This window comes from Methylorubrum subtropicum, from assembly GCF_038442325.1.
Lineage (GTDB): Bacteria > Pseudomonadota > Alphaproteobacteria > Rhizobiales > Beijerinckiaceae > Methylobacterium > Methylobacterium subtropicum.
This window is the reverse complement of sequence record NZ_JBBXMW010000026.1, coordinates 17,119-31,592: the sequence shown is the minus strand read 5'-3', so window position 1 is coordinate 31,592 and position 14,474 is coordinate 17,119. Positions and strand designations below refer to the sequence as shown.

Annotated in this window: 11 protein-coding genes; 2 read left to right on the top strand and 9 right to left on the bottom strand. The window is 69.2% G+C overall.

Annotated features, from left to right (window positions below):
- Positions 1-74: 74 nt before the first annotated feature.
- The 8 genes from AAHG03_RS24125 to coxB all read right to left on the bottom strand — a co-directional run bounded on the left by AAHG03_RS24125 (position 75) and on the right by coxB (position 6,881).
- Complete coding sequence (locus AAHG03_RS24125; RefSeq protein ID WP_342153822.1) at positions 75-488, bottom strand: DUF4864 domain-containing protein; 414 nt, start codon at positions 486-488, stop codon at positions 75-77.
- A 78-nt stretch (positions 489-566) separates the two neighbouring features.
- Complete coding sequence (locus AAHG03_RS24120) at positions 567-1,337, bottom strand: SURF1 family protein (protein ID WP_342153820.1); 771 nt, start codon at positions 1,335-1,337, stop codon at positions 567-569.
- 118 nt (positions 1,338-1,455) lie between these two features.
- Entirely contained in the window at positions 1,456-2,307 is an 852-nt protein-coding gene (locus AAHG03_RS24115) for a cytochrome c oxidase subunit 3 (protein WP_342153818.1), read from the bottom strand.
- A gap of 136 nt (positions 2,308-2,443) precedes the next feature.
- Positions 2,444-3,067 (bottom strand): cytochrome c oxidase assembly protein, encoded by a 624-nt coding sequence (locus tag AAHG03_RS24110; protein WP_342153816.1) that lies wholly within the window; start codon positions 3,065-3,067, stop codon positions 2,444-2,446.
- A 10-nt stretch (positions 3,068-3,077) separates the two neighbouring features.
- Positions 3,078-3,242, bottom strand: a complete 165-nt coding sequence (locus tag AAHG03_RS24105) for a hypothetical protein (protein WP_056242179.1) — start codon at positions 3,240-3,242, stop codon at positions 3,078-3,080.
- Between the two features lie 8 nt (positions 3,243-3,250).
- A complete protein-coding gene (locus AAHG03_RS24100) occupies positions 3,251-4,198 on the bottom strand; it encodes a heme o synthase (protein WP_342153813.1) in 948 nt (315 codons plus the stop codon).
- A gap of 131 nt (positions 4,199-4,329) precedes the next feature.
- Positions 4,330-5,958, bottom strand: a complete 1,629-nt coding sequence (gene ctaD, locus AAHG03_RS24095) for a cytochrome c oxidase subunit I (protein WP_342153812.1) — start codon at positions 5,956-5,958, stop codon at positions 4,330-4,332.
- 80 nt (positions 5,959-6,038) lie between these two features.
- Positions 6,039-6,881: a cytochrome c oxidase subunit II gene (gene coxB, locus AAHG03_RS24090; protein ID WP_342153810.1), complete on the bottom strand. Its 843-nt coding sequence runs from the start codon at positions 6,879-6,881 to the stop codon at positions 6,039-6,041.
- A 258-nt stretch (positions 6,882-7,139) separates the two neighbouring features.
- Between coxB and fdhD the strand changes: the two genes are divergently transcribed.
- A complete protein-coding gene (gene fdhD / locus AAHG03_RS24085; RefSeq protein WP_342153808.1) occupies positions 7,140-8,000 on the top strand; it encodes a formate dehydrogenase accessory sulfurtransferase FdhD in 861 nt (286 codons plus the stop codon).
- A gap of 185 nt (positions 8,001-8,185) precedes the next feature.
- Here the strand turns inward: fdhD and AAHG03_RS24080 are convergent, their stop codons facing one another.
- Positions 8,186-9,157, bottom strand: coding sequence for a hypothetical protein (locus tag AAHG03_RS24080; RefSeq protein ID WP_342153806.1), 972 nt, complete (start codon positions 9,155-9,157; stop codon positions 8,186-8,188).
- 599 nt (positions 9,158-9,756) lie between these two features.
- Between AAHG03_RS24080 and gltB the strand changes: the two genes are divergently transcribed.
- Positions 9,757-14,469, top strand: a complete 4,713-nt coding sequence (gene gltB / locus AAHG03_RS24075; RefSeq protein WP_342153804.1) for a glutamate synthase large subunit — start codon at positions 9,757-9,759, stop codon at positions 14,467-14,469.
- Positions 14,470-14,474: the final 5 nt, after the last annotated feature.

Below are 14,474 nucleotides of genomic sequence, written 5' to 3'. Positions count from 1 at the left end.
GGACGACCGCCGCCCCGCATTCGCGGGGGCAATCGGCGATGAATGAATCATCGCCGATTGACGTGCAGAGGACGTCAGGCGGCCTCGCCCGGCGCCCGCTTCAGCTGGCAGCCGGTGATGCGCCACTGGCCGTCGACCTGCCGCTGGAGCGTGTAGAGCGCGACCCAGTCGATGCCGGCCTCGTCCTGCAGGCTCATGCCCTGGGCGATCTCGTCCTCGGCCGTCTCCTCGGAGGTCTCGAAGCGGTAGCTGCGCGGGCGCAGTACCGGCGCATAACCCTTCTCCACCATGGCGATGAAGGTGTCGGCGGAGGGGAAGAGGTTGCGGATCTGCGGCGCGGCCTCGGCGTAGGCAGCACCCGAATCGTTGCGGCGGAAGGCCTCGATCTGGCGCTCGATAGTGGCGCGGGCGGCCTTTTGCGAGTTCTCGTCGGCCCGGGCGGACGGGATGCCGAGGGCGAGGGCGATCAGGACAACGGCTGTGCGCATGGTCGGGGCGCTCCGTGCTTCCGGCGCCGGAACCCGGCGCGGCCTGCGTTTCGTGAAGCAGGCCGCGGGCCAACGCGCTCAAGGGGCGTCGGGCTCCACCGGATCGTGCAGGCGCCGCCACGCGAAGACGGAAAACACACCGACGAGGCAGGCGGCGATGCCGAACCACGTGAAGGCGTATTGCAGGTGGTTGTTGGGCAGGTCGACCCGCAGGTTGCCGCCGCGGGGCCAGCCGCCGGGGTTCTCGGTCGCGTCCGCCTCGATCAGGTAGGGGGCGACGTTGGTGAGCCCGCGGGCGGCCGTGATCGCCGCGATGTCGCGGGTGTACCACTGGTCGCGGGCGGGGTCGGATTCCGGCACGAACAGCGTGCGGACCTCGCTGCCGCGCAGCATGCCGGTCACGGTGGTCTCGCCGGTCACCTGTCCCGCGGCGCGGCTCTTGGGGTCCTTCAGCTCGGTCGGGACGAGCCCGCGATTGACCAGGATGATGCTGCCGTCGTCGCGCTTGAGCGGGGTCAGCACGTAGAAACCCTGGAGCGCGCGGCCGGGCTCGCCCGGCGCGAGGCCGTGCACCAGCGCCTCCTTGTTGTGGAGGAAGGTGCCGGTGGCCCGCACCCGGCGGAACTCGTCGGCGCCCGGGTTCCAGGCGTCGAAGGCCGGGGGCGCGGCGGGCGGCTCCGCGCGAGAGCGCTCGACGATGCGGGCGATCAGCGCCTCCTTCTCGCCCTTGCGGGCAAGCTGCCACAACCCGAGGCCGAGCAGGATCGCGAGGCAGACGAGGGCCGCGATGCCGGGGGCGATCAGGCTGCGCAGGGCGCTCGGGCTCGGGCGGGTGTCGGCTCGGCTCACGGGCTCATTCCTCGCGGCCCGCCGACAGCGCGGGCCTCCAGATGCGAAAAAGGGCGGCTCGCGCCGCCCTTCCGGGTTTCGATTCCCCACCGCGAGATGGGGAAGGGTGAGGCGGCCGTCAGTGGGCCGAGGCGCCTGCGCCCCAGACGTAGATGGCGGCGAAGAGGAACAGCCACACCACGTCGACGAAGTGCCAGTACCAGGCGGCGAACTCGAAGCCGAGATGCTGCTTGGGGGTGAAGTCGCCCTGGTAGGTGCGCAGCAGGCAGACGGCGAGGAAGATCGTGCCGATGATGACGTGGGCGCCGTGGAAGCCCGTCGCCATGAAGAAGGTCGCCGAGTAGATCGAGCCCGAGAAGCCGAAATGGGCGTGGGCGTACTCGTAGGCCTGGCAGGCGGTGAACAGCACGCCGAGGATGATCGTCAGCCACAGGCCGTACTTCAGGCCCTTGCGGTCGCCGTGCAGCAGGGCGTGGTGGGCCCAGGTCACGGTGGTGCCGGAGGTGAGCAGGATCAGCGTGTTGAGCAGCGGCAGGTGCCACGGGTCGAACGACTCGATGCCCTTGGGCGGCCAGACGCCGCCGGTGAACTCGACGCGGGTCGCCTGGATCGGGTCGGCGGTGTAGAGCGCGGCCTCGAAATAGGCCCAGAACCACGCCACGAAGAACATCACCTCGGAGGCGATGAACATGATCATGCCGTAGCGGTGATGGAGCTGGACGACGCGGGTGTGGTCGCCGGAATTGGCCTCGTGGGTGACGTCCTTCCACCACGACAGCATCGTGTAGAGCACGCCGAGCGTGCCGGCGCCGAACACGTAGGGGCCGATGGCGAGACCGCCGGCCGACAGGCCCTTCATCCAGAAGACGGCGCCGAAGGCCATCAGGAACCCGGAGAACGCACCGAGGAGGGGCCACGGGCTCGGGTTGATGATGTGGTAGTCGTGATTCTTGGCGTGCGCCCCGGCCATCGCAACTGGTCTCCCTTCGCCCGTACCCGTCGCCGCATCGACGGCCGGGCCTTAACTTGCCTTGTTGAGGATCGGGCGGACCCGATCCCGGTGAAGCTCTATCGCGGCCCGCGCGCCCTTGTCACGCTTCGAGCCGTCAGAAATTCGTCGTCTTAGTGGGCTTGGCCGGGTCCATCTTGGCCGCTTCCGCCACCGGCGCCCCGTTCTTCGACGGGAAGTAGGTGTAGGACAGGGTCATCTCAGGCAGCGTGCCGATGTCCGGGTCCTTGCGCAGCGCCGGATCGACGTAGAACACCAGCGGGAACTCCGCCGACTCGCCGGGCTGGAGCGTGTGCTCCTCGAAGCAGAAGCACTGCACCTTGACGAAGTACGGGCCCATCAGGTCGGGCTGCACGTTGAACACGGCGATGCCTTTGGAGGGCTCTGAGCCGGTGTTCGTCACCTTGAAGAACACCGTCGCGGTCCGGCCCGGCACCGCCTCGACGCTCGCCTGCTCGGGCCGGAAGCGCCAGGACAGGTTCTTCGCGACGTTGGTGTCGAAGCGGACGGTCACGGGGGCGAGCGCCTCGCCGTCGGTGATCGTGGGGGCCGCGCCGACGAGCGGCGTGCCGTTGAAGCCGGTCGCCTTGCAGAACATGTCGTAGAGCGGCGCCGAGGCGAGCGCGAGACCGCCCATGGCGAGCACCACGCCCGCGCAGGCCGCCACGGTGCGGCGCACGCCGCGGGCCGCCTGACTCTGCCGGTCGGAGCTGTCCGTCATCATCGCGCCCCTAGAGCGGCCGTTGCAGGACCTGCGGTCCGAGCTTGGCGATCGTCAGCACGAAAAACAGGATCACCAGGGCGCCGAGCGTCAGCGCGATGGCGAGCGAGCGCTTGCGCCGGGTCTGCGCCTCTTCGGGCGTCAGCGGGCGGATGCCGTCGGGGAGATCGCTCATGCCGGGCCTCAGACCACGACTGCGCGGTAGAGGCCGAGCCCCTGCTCGGCGAGGAGCGCCGAGAACAGCAGGAACAGGTAGAGGATCGAGAAGGCGAACAGGCCCATCGCCGCCTTGCGCTCGGACTCGCCCTCACGAAGGCGGAAGACCTGCACGGCGCCGGCCAGCATGCCGAGGCCGCCGAGCACGCCGATCAGCGCGTAGAGCCAGCCGCCGAAGCCGAAGAACACCGGCGCGAGGCCGAGCGGCGCGAGCAGCAGGGTGTACCAGACGATCTGGCGGCGGGTGGAATCCGGGCCGGCGACGTTCGGCATCATCGGGATGCCGGCCTTGGCGTACTCGCCGCTCTTCACGAGCGCCAGCGCCCAGAAATGCGGCGGCGTCCAGATGAAGATGATGGCGAACAGGATCAGCGACTCGATGCCGACATGGCCGGTGACGGCGGCCTGACCGACCACCGGGGGAAGCGCCCCGGCGGCGCCGCCGATGACGATGTTCTGCGCCGTCGCCCGCTTCAGCCACATCGAGTAGATCACGGCGTAGAAGACGATGGTGAAGGCGAGTAGCCCCGCGGCGAGCCAGTTCGAGGCGAGCCCGAGGATCAGCACCGAGCCGACCGAGAGCACGATGCCGAAGGACAGGGCCTCGTCGGGGCGGATGCGCCCGTCGGGGATCGGCCGCTTGGCGGTGCGGGTCATCAGGGCGTCGATGTCGGCGTCCCACCACATATTGAGGCAACCCGAGGCGCCGGCACCGACCGCGATCATCAAAAGCGAGATCGCCGCGATCACCGGGTTCACGGTGGCGTCCGACACCACCATGCCGACGAGCGCGGTGAAGATGACGAGCACCATCACCCGCGGCTTCAGCAGCGCGAAGAAGTCGCGCACCTCGCCGCCGACCGCGGGGGCGAAGGAATGGGTGTCGGCGGTGACGCTGTTCGACAGGGTCGTCATGAAAACCGTGTTCTGACGCTTGGATGGAGGCGGGGAGGGGGTTTTTTGGATCGCCGCCCTTTGCCGGAGGTCTTCCGCGGAAGACTTCGGGGAAAGGGCGAGGACCGCCGGGGCGGTCCTCGCTTTTGGTTTTAGTGGGCCGGCTCGTCGACGATCTTGGGGAGCGTCTCGAACTGGTGGAAGGGCGGGGGCGACGACAGCGTCCACTCCAGGGTGGTGGCACCCTCGCCCCACGGATTGTCCGCGGCGCGGGTCTTGGAGCGGAAGGCGAGCACGATACCGATCACGAAGACCACCATGCCCAGCGCGAAGACGTGACCGCCGAGCGTCGCGACCTTGTGCCAACCGGCGAAGGCCTCCGGGTAGTCGGCGTAGCGGCGCGGCATGCCGGCGAGACCGAGGAAGTGCATCGGGAAGAACAGGATGTTCGCACCGACGAAGGCCAGCCAGAAGTGCAGCTTGCCCGCCCACTCGGGGATGATGTGGCCGGTCATCTTCGGGAACCAGTAGTAGACACCGGCGAAGATGATGAACACGGCGCCGAGCGAGAGCACGTAGTGGAAGTGCGCGACGACGTAGTAGGTGTCGTGCAGGTACTTATCGACCGCCGAGTTCGCGAGCACGACGCCGGTGACGCCGCCGACCGTGAACAGGAAGATGAAGCCGACCGCCCAGTGCATCGCGGCGGTGAAGCGGATCGAGCCGCCCCACATGGTCGCGATCCACGAGAAGATCTTCACGCCGGTCGGGACCGCGATCACCATGGTGGCGAACACGAAGTAGGACTGCGTCTGGAGCGACAGGCCGACGGTGTACATGTGGTGGGCCCACACGACGAAGCCGACGACGCCGATGGCGACCATGGCGTAGGCCATGGCGAGGTAGCCGAAGACCGGCTTGCGCGAGAAGGTGGCGATGATGTGCGAGACGATGCCGAAGGCCGGCAGGATCATCACGTACACCTCGGGGTGGCCGAAGAACCAGAACAGGTGCTGGTAGAGCACCGGGTCGCCGCCGCCGGCCGGATCGAAGAAGGTCGTGCCGAAGTTACGGTCGGTCAGCAGCATCGTGATCGCGCCGGCGAGCACCGGGAGCGACAGGAGCAGCAGGAAGGCGGTGACCAGCTCGGCCCAGGCGAAGAGCGGCATCTTGTGCAGCGTCATGCCCGGGGCGCGCATGTTCAGGATGGTGGTGATGAAGTTGATCGCGCCGAGGATCGAGCCCGCACCGGCGAGGTGGAGCGAGAAGATCGCGAAGTCGACCGCCGGACCGGGGTGGCCGGCCGAGGAGGAGAGCGGCGGGTAGACGGTCCAGCCGGTGCCGGCGCCGGACGCGCCGGGCGAGCCCTCGACGAACAGCGAGCAGACGAGGCAGGCGAAGCCCGACACGGTCAGCCAGAACGAGATGTTGTTCATCCGCGGGAAGGCCATGTCCGGCGCGCCGATCATCAGCGGGACGAACCAGTTGCCGAAGCCGCCGATGAGGGCGGGCATCACCATGAAGAACACCATGATGAGGCCGTGACCGGTCACGAACACGTTGTAGGTGGCCGGATTGGAGAAGTACTGCAGGCCGGGCTCTTCCATCTCCATGCGGATGCCGAAGGAGAGGAACGCGCCGATGGTGCCCGCCATGAAGGCGAACACGAGGTAGAGGGTGCCGATGTCCTTGTGGTTCGTCGAGAGGAACCACCGGGCGAAGAACGAGGGCTTGTGGTCGTCGTGGGCGTCGTGCCCGGCATGTGCTGCGGCTGTGGCCATCTCTATGCCTTGCTCAGATCTCTGTCGCCTCTGGCGAGTTCAGGTTTCGGCCGGAGCATCGCCCCGGCCCGATGAAAGCGTCAGCGGGCGTCCGCGAGGCGCGAGCCGTTGTCGATCGCGGCGAACTTCGTCTTCGCCTCGGTCAGCCACTCGGCGTAGGCCTGCTCGGAGACGACGCGCACGGTGATCGGCATGTAGGCGTGGCGGGCGCCGCACAGCTCGGAGCACTGGCCGTGATAGGTGCCCTCGCGGTCGGCGCGGAACCACCACTGGTTCAGGCGGCCGGGGATCGCGTCGATCTTGCCGCCGAAGGACGGCATCGCCCAGGAGTGGATCACGTCGCCGGAGGTGACCTGCACCTTCACGATCTTGCCGACCGGCACGACCATGTCGTTGTCGGTGGCCAGGAGCTTCGGCTGCTTCTCGTCGTCGAGGTTGGCGTCGAAGGTGAAGCCGCCCTTGTCGCCCTCGGTGGTCGGGTACTCGTAGGACCAGTACCACGCGTGGCCGATCACCTTGACCAGCACGTCGGCCTTCGGGTCGGAGAGCTGGGTGCGCAGCGTCCGGAACGACGGGATCGCGACGGCGACGAGGATCAGGACCGGGATGATGGTCCAGGCCACCTCGATCATCGTGTTGTGGGTGGTACGCGAGGGCGTCGGGTTCGACTTCTCGTTGAACTTGAAGATCACGTAGACGATCAAGGCCAGCACGAACAGCGAGATGCCGAACGCGAGCCAGTGCAGCCAGTTCTCGAAGACGTGGAGGTCGTGGGCCTCCGCCGTCACTGCCACCTGACGATCCATCTGCCACGGCTCGGGCTGGCCGATGCCGGCCGCCAACGCGATGGAAGACGGGACGAGGAGGGCGCCGAGAGCGGCGGCCCCTCTCAGTGACCAATGTTGCGCCTGCGTCTTCCGCATGTTCCCCGCCTGGCTCCCCGAAGTGCCTGTTGAGTTCTTGACCCTTGAATTCGCGAAGCTTGATCGCAAATCCGGTGGGCGGCCCGACCCTGGCGTGCCATGCCGGTTGTTCGGCTTGGTCTGGCGCTGCCGGACGGGCGGTCGCGACGTAGAACCATACTGATCGTAAAACCGCAACCGCAACGGCGTCGCTTCGCGTCGGTTGGACGCGGGTCAATGGGACCGGGGTGACATCCGGCGGGATCTGAAGGTGCGACGATGGGGCAGGGCGGAACGGGCGTCGAAGCGGGCCTTCCCCCCACCTCGGTCCGGGTCGGGACGCTGGTCGTGGCCTACGAGTCCCCCGAGCCGAAGCCCGATTCGCGCTCCCTCGCGGTCGAGACCCCGGTCAACGTCGTCTACGGCAGCGTGCCCTACGCGGTGATGATGCTGACGCCCGCCGACCTCACCGATTTCGCCTACGGCTTCAGCCTGACCGAGGGCGTGGTGGAGTCCGCCGACGAGATCCGCGGCGTCTCGGTCGAGGACGGGGAGGGGGGCCTGCGGCTCCTCGTCGATCTCGCCCCGGGTCGGCTTCGTGAGCACCTTGCCCGAAAGCGCGCCATCTCCGGTCGCACCGGCTGCGGTGTGTGCGGCATCGACGATCTCGCCGCCCTGCCCATGGCGAAGGCACGCGACGACGGCACTTCGAGCGGGCCGCGCGTCTCGCTCGCCGCGATCCAGGCGGCGCTCGACGCGCTCTTCGACCGTCAGACGCTCAACCGAGAGACCCGCGCGGTCCACGCCGCCGGCTGGGCCCGGCTCGACGGCACGCTGTTCGCGGTCCGCGAGGATGTCGGTCGCCACAACGCGCTGGACAAGCTGATCGGCGCGCTGATGCGCGAGGGCGTGCGGCCGGACGAGGGGTTTCTCGTCATCACCAGCCGCTGCTCGTTCGAGATGGCGGAAAAAGCCGCGGTGCTCGGCGCCTCGGTGCTGGTGGCGATCTCGGCGCCGACCTCGCTCGCCATCGAGCGGGCGCGCTGCCACGGCCTGACGCTGTGCGCCATCGCCCGCTCGGACACCCTCACGGTGTTTTCGGGACGCGAGCGGCTCGTGCTGGCGGGTGAGGGGGACTGAAGTTTCGGAGCCCGTTTGACGGGCCCATCCCACCCAATCCCCTCATCCTGAGGTGCCGCGCAAGCGGCCTCGAAGGAGGGCTCCAGAAGTCGCGCGATCCCTGGAACCCTCCTTCGAGGCTCCGCTTCGCGAAGCACCTCAGGATGAGGGGGAGGGTCGGAGGAAACGCGACCTCGGACCGGCGCTCAGTTCGCGCCGCCGGCCTCGGCCGTGCCGCCGGGCACGACCGTCGCGCCGCCGATGACGCGGACCGGCTTGCGGTCGGCGGGCGGGTCCTGCCACGTGCGGTCCTTCGGCGCGGGCGCCAGCGCCGGGGCGGACTCGGCGGTCTTCACGGGGTTGGCAGGCTCGGCCGGCTCCGCACTCTTCGCGGGCGCGCTCTCCACAGGCTTCTCCTCCGCCTTCGCCGCGGGCTCGGTCGGGCGCAGGCTCGGCGCCGGGGCGGGCGGCGCGACGCGGGCGACCGGGGCCTTGGCCGGCGGGGGCGCCTTCGCGGCGCGGCGCGCGGCATCCGGCCGGGCGGCCGCGTCGGGATTGAGGCCGTAGGGGTTGGCCTCCGGCGCGCTCGGCGGCGCGATCCCGGCATTGGCCTCCTGGCGGGGCAGGCTTGGGCGCGCGGGCGCCGCGCGCACGCGGCCCTCGTCCGGGGCGAGACCGCGATAGCTCGGGGCCGGCACGGCGGAGGGGATGTCGGCGGGCGGCACCAGCCGTTCGGCTTCGCGGAAGCGGCGCGGCCGGTCGTCCTCCTCGGTCCAGCCGTAGCCCGGCGTCACCGGGCGCGGGCGGATCGCGGTCGGGTAGTAGGGTTCGCCGACGACCTCGCGGCCGATCACGGCGCCGTCGCGGGCATCCACCACCAGGCGCAGGCGCGCGCCCCGCGGACCGGTGGCTTCGACGATGTAGGCGCGCCCGTCGAAGCGCGGACGGCCGATCTCGGTGAAGCCGCGATCCTGGAGGCTGTAGGCGACGGAGCGCGGCGACAGCGCCGGCTCGGCCCGGTAGACCGCCCGCGGCGCGCCGTAGACGTCCTCCGGGCCGTAGCCCCAGGAATAGCCCTGCGCGGACGCCCCCTGCAGGCCGGCACCGAGAAGGAGCGCCGCGGCGCCCCCACGGCGCAGCATCGTCACGGCACGACCGGAGACGGGACGGCTCGCCATGCGGACCTCACGAGATCGAAACGGGTCAAGAACGGATATCCGGGAGCCCGCTGTTGGCCGCGGGTCTCCCGGCGTCACGGGCGGTCGCGTGTCCCCGCATTCCCTCCGTGTCGGCGGACCCGGTTAAAGCCTTCGAATGGGGCGAGATTGCGAAGCGGGCCTGCGCTGCACCGGCTGATTGCGGCAGGCCGCGGAGGGTCGCGTCGGGCGAATTGGGGGCATGCTCCTGCGGGCGGTTGAAAGCCCCCGGCCTGCGGCTCCGCGCCCCTTGCTGGAAACCTTAAAATCTGGCAACGTCCCCTATAGGACAGCAACACTGTCCCAATTTGTCGCGCTGGCCGCCGGGCGAGCTGTTGGGAATTCCTCACGTGATCGACGTGACGTCCGAACGAGCTGACAAACCGGCGACCGTCAAGGCGATCCGGGCGAGCGACGGCTGAGCGAAGCCGGACGCTGCAGCCCGCGGGTCTCGCGGGCGATTCCGGCAGGAAGACCCCGACAGGACCGATCGGCTAAAAGTCGCGCGCGGCCCGGGCATCATTTGATGTTCGGGCACGAAACATGCTCGCGGGGCGGGCAGGGTCGGAGATTGGCGGACGATGAGCGGAATTTCGTCTGAACTGTCGGTGGTCGAACACGAGGCGCCCGCTCCGTCGCGGGCCGGGCCCGCGCCGCTGATCGTGCGCGACCCCGCCCTGCCGATCGCGCAGGGCGCCTACGATCCGGCCCAGGAGCGCGACGCCTGCGGCGTCGGCTTCGTCGCCGACATGCACGACCGGCGCAGCCACGCCATCGTCCAGCAGGGCCTCAAGATCCTCGAGAACATCGACCATCGCGGGGCGGTCGGCGCCGACCCGACCATGGGCGACGGCTGCGGCATCCTCACCCAGATCCCGCACGGCTTCTTCAGCGAGGAATGCTCGCGCCTCGGCTTCGAGCTGCCCCCGGCGGGCGGCTACGCCATCGGCCAGTTCTTCATGCCGCAGGCCGCGGACGCCCGCGCGATCATCGAGGGCATCGTCGAGAAGACGCTGGCCGACGAGGGCCTGCCGCTGCTCGGCTGGCGCGACGTGCCGGTCGACTCGGCCGATCTCGGCAAGGCCGTGAAGGAGACCGAGCCGCATCACCGCCAGCTCTTCATCGGCTGCCCGGCCAGCATCGCCGATCAGGACGCCTTCGAGCGGCGTGTCTACATCGCCCGCAAGGTGATCTCGGGGAAGGTCTACGGCCACGACGACAAGCGGCTGATGGAGTTCTACCCCGTCTCGGTGTCGAGCCGGACCATCGTCTACAAGGGCATGGTGCTCGTGCACCAGCTCGGCCATTACTATCTCGACCTGAAGGACGAGCGCTTCGTCTCGGCCCTGGCCCTCGTGCATCAGCGCTTCGCCACCAACACCTTCCCGACCTGGCGCCTGTCGCACCCCTACCGGATGGTCGCGCATAACGGCGAGATCAACACGCTGCGCGGCAACGTGAACTGGATGGCCGCGCGCCAGGCGAGCGTCGATTCCGAGCTGTTCGGCAACGACATCTCGAAGATCTGGCCGATCTCCTACGAGGGCCAGTCCGACACCGCCTGCTTCGACAACGCGCTCGAATTCCTCGTGGCCGGCGGCTACTCGCTGGCGCACGCGATGATGATGCTCATCCCCGAGGCCTGGGCCGGCAACCCGCTCATGAGCGAGGAGCGGCGCGCCTTCTACGAGTACCACGCCGCCCTGATGGAGCCGTGGGACGGCCCGGCGGCGGTCGCCTTCACCGACGGCCGCCAGATCGGCGCGACGCTCGACCGCAACGGCCTGCGTCCGGCCCGCTACATCGTCACCGACGACGGCCTCGTCGTGCTCGCCTCCGAGATGGGCGTGCTGCCGATCCCCGACGAGAAGATCGTCCAGTCCTGGCGCCTCCAGCCGGGCCGGATGCTGCTGATCGATCTTACGAGGGGCCGCATCGTCTCCGACGAGGAGATCAAGGGCGAACTCGCCGGCGCGCACCCCTACGCCGACTGGGTGAAGAACACCCAGATCGTGCTGGAGGAGTTGCACCCGATCAGCCCGCGGGCCTCTCGCACCGACGTGTCGCTGCTCGATCGCCAGCAGGCCTTCGGCTACACCCAGGAAGACCTCAAGCTGCTCATGGCCCCGATGGCCGTGACCGGCCAGGAGGCCGTCGGCTCCATGGGCTCGGACACGCCGCTCTCGGCGCTCTCCGACAAGCCCAAGCTCCTCTACACCTACTTCAAGCAGAACTTCGCGCAGGTCACCAACCCGCCGATCGACCCGATCCGCGAGGAGGCCGTGATGAGCCTCGTCTCGTTCATCGGCCCGCGCCCGAACCTGCTCGACATGGAAGGTGCCTCGCGCCGCAAGCGGCTCGAAGTGCGCCAGCCGATCCTGACGAACGGCGACCTCGAAAAGATCCGCTCGATCTCCCACTTCGAGGACCGCTTCGACACCCGCACCCTCGACATCACCTACGCGGCCGAATCCGGCGCCACGGCGATGGAGGGCGCGCTCGATCGCCTGTGCGACCGGGCCGAGGTCGCCGTGCGCGGCGGCTACAACATCATCATCCTGTCGGACCGCATGGTCGGGCCGGACCGCATCCCGATCCCGGCCCTGCTGGCGACCGCGGCGGTCCACAACTACCTGATCCGCAAGGGACTCCGCACCTCGGTCGGCCTCGTGGTCGAATCGGGCGAGCCGCGCGAGGTGCACCACTTCGCCTGCCTCGCGGGCTACGGCGCCGAGGCCGTGAACCCCTACCTCGCCTTCGAGACGCTGATCGCGATGAAGGGCGAGTTCCCGCCGGACCTGACCGACGACGAGATCGTCTACCGCTACATCAAGTCGATCGATAAGGGCCTGCTCAAGGTCATGTCCAAGATGGGCATCTCGACCTACCAATCCTATTGCGGCGCGCAGATCTTCGACGCGATCGGCCTCAACGCCGACTTCGTCGCGCGCGACTTCTTCGGCACCGCCACCACCATCGGCGGCATCGGCATGGCCGAGATCGCCCGCGAGACGGCGGAGCGCCACCGCGACGCCTTCGGCGACGCCCCGATCTACCGCAACGCGCTCGATGTCGGCGGCGAGTACGCCTACCGCCTGCGCGGCGAGACCCACACCTGGACGCCCGACACCGTGGCGACGCTGCAGCACGCGGTGCGCCTCGGCGCGGCCGAGCGCTACCGCGAATACGCGCGCCTCGTGAACGAGCAGGAGAACCATCTCAAGACCCTGCGCGGCCTGTTCCGGATCAAGACCGCGGCCGATCTCGGCCGCGAACCGATCGACATTTCGGCGGTCGAGCCGGCGGTCGAGATCGTCAAGCGGTTCGCCACCGGCGCCATGTCCTACGGCTCGATCTCGAAGGAGGCGCACGAGACGCTGGCGATTGCCATGAACTCGTTCGGCGGTCGCTCGAACTCGGGCGAGGGCGGCGAGGAGCCGCGCCGCTTCCTGCCGGGGCCGGACGGGCGCTCGCGCCGCTCGGCGATCAAGCAGGTGGCCTCGGGCCGCTTCGGCGTGACGACCGAGTACCTCGTCAACGGCGACATGATCCAGATCAAGGTGGCGCAGGGTGCCAAGCCCGGCGAGGGCGGCCAGCTGCCCGGCCACAAGGTCGACGCCAAGATCGCCAAGGTCCGCTACGCCACGCCAGGCGTCGGCCTGATCTCGCCGCCGCCGCACCACGACATCTACTCGATCGAGGATCTGGCCCAGCTCATCTTCGACCTGAAGAACGTGAACCCGGCCGCCGACATCTCGGTCAAGCTCGTGTCCGAGGTCGGCGTCGGCACGGTCGCGGCGGGCGTCGCCAAGGCGCGCGCCGACCACATCACGATCTCCGGCTTCGACGGCGGCACCGGTGCCGCCCCGCTGACCTCGATCAAGCATGCGGGCGGCCCGTGGGAGACGGGTCTCGCCGAGACCCAGCAGACGCTGGTGCTCAATGGGCTCCGCGGTCGCGTGGCGCTCCAGGCCGACGGCGGCATCCGCACCGGCAAGGACGTGATGATCGCGGTGCTGCTCGGCGCCGACCAGATCGGCTTCTCGACCGCCCCCCTCATCGCGGCCGGCTGCATCATGATGCGCAAGTGCCATCTCAACACCTGCCCCGTGGGTGTCGCCACCCAGGACCCGGTGCTGCGCAAGCGCTTCAAGGGAACGCCGGAGCACGTCGTCAACTACTTCTTCTTCGTGGCCGAGGAGCTGCGGGAGCTGATGGCGGCGATGGGCTTCACGAAGCTCGAAGACCTGATCGGCCGCTCCGACCTGTTGGACAAGCGCGAAGCGATCGAGCACTGGAAGGCCCGCGGCCTGGACTTCTCGAAGCTCTTCCATCGCCCGGAAGTCGGACCGGACGTCGCCATCCGTCACACGGAGACGCAGAACCATCCGATCGACACGGTGCTGGACCGCCGCCTGATCGCGGGCGCCGAGCAGGCGCTGGCCTCCGGCGAGGTGGTGACGCTGACCGACGTGATCCGCAACTCGGACCGCGCGGCGGGCGCCATGCTGTCCGGCGCGGTCGCCAAGGCGCACGGCCACGACGGGCTGCCCGACGACACCATCGTGGTGCGGCTCACCGGCACCGCCGGCCAGAGTTTCGGCGCGTGGCTCGCCGCGGGTGTCACCTTCGACCTGACCGGCCACGGCAACGACTACGTCGGCAAGGGCCTGTCGGGCGGCAAGCTGATCATCCGTCCGAGCGACGCGCTGAAGGCGCCCCCCGCCCGCACGATCATGGCCGGCAACACCGTGCTCTACGGCGCCATCGCGGGCGAGTGCTACATCCGGGGCGCGGCGGGCGAGCGCTTCGCCGTGCGCAACTCCGGCGCCATCGCGGTGGTCGAGGGCATGGGAGACCACGGCTGCGAGTACATGACCGGCGGCGTCGTCGTCTCCATCGGCGTCACCGGCCGAAACTTCGCGGCGGGCATGTCCGGCGGCCTCGCCTACGTGCTCGACGAGGACGGCTCCTTCCGCGACCGCTGCAACCTGTCGATGGTCGATCTGGAGCCCGTCGAGGAGGAGGACGACATCATGCGTCGCTTCCACCAGGACGGCGACCTCGAGACCAAGGGCCGGGTCGACATCCTCGCCGACATGTCGGGTCACGACGAGGAGCGGCTCAGCCAACTCCTCACCAACCACCTCAAGTACACCGGCTCGCCGAAGGCCAAGCAGATCCTCGACGACTGGGCGGGCTTCCGCACCAAGTTCGTCAAGGTGATGCCGGTCGAGTACCGCCGGGCGCTGCGCGAGATGGAGATGGCACGGATGCCGGCGGCGGCGGAGTAGGGGCG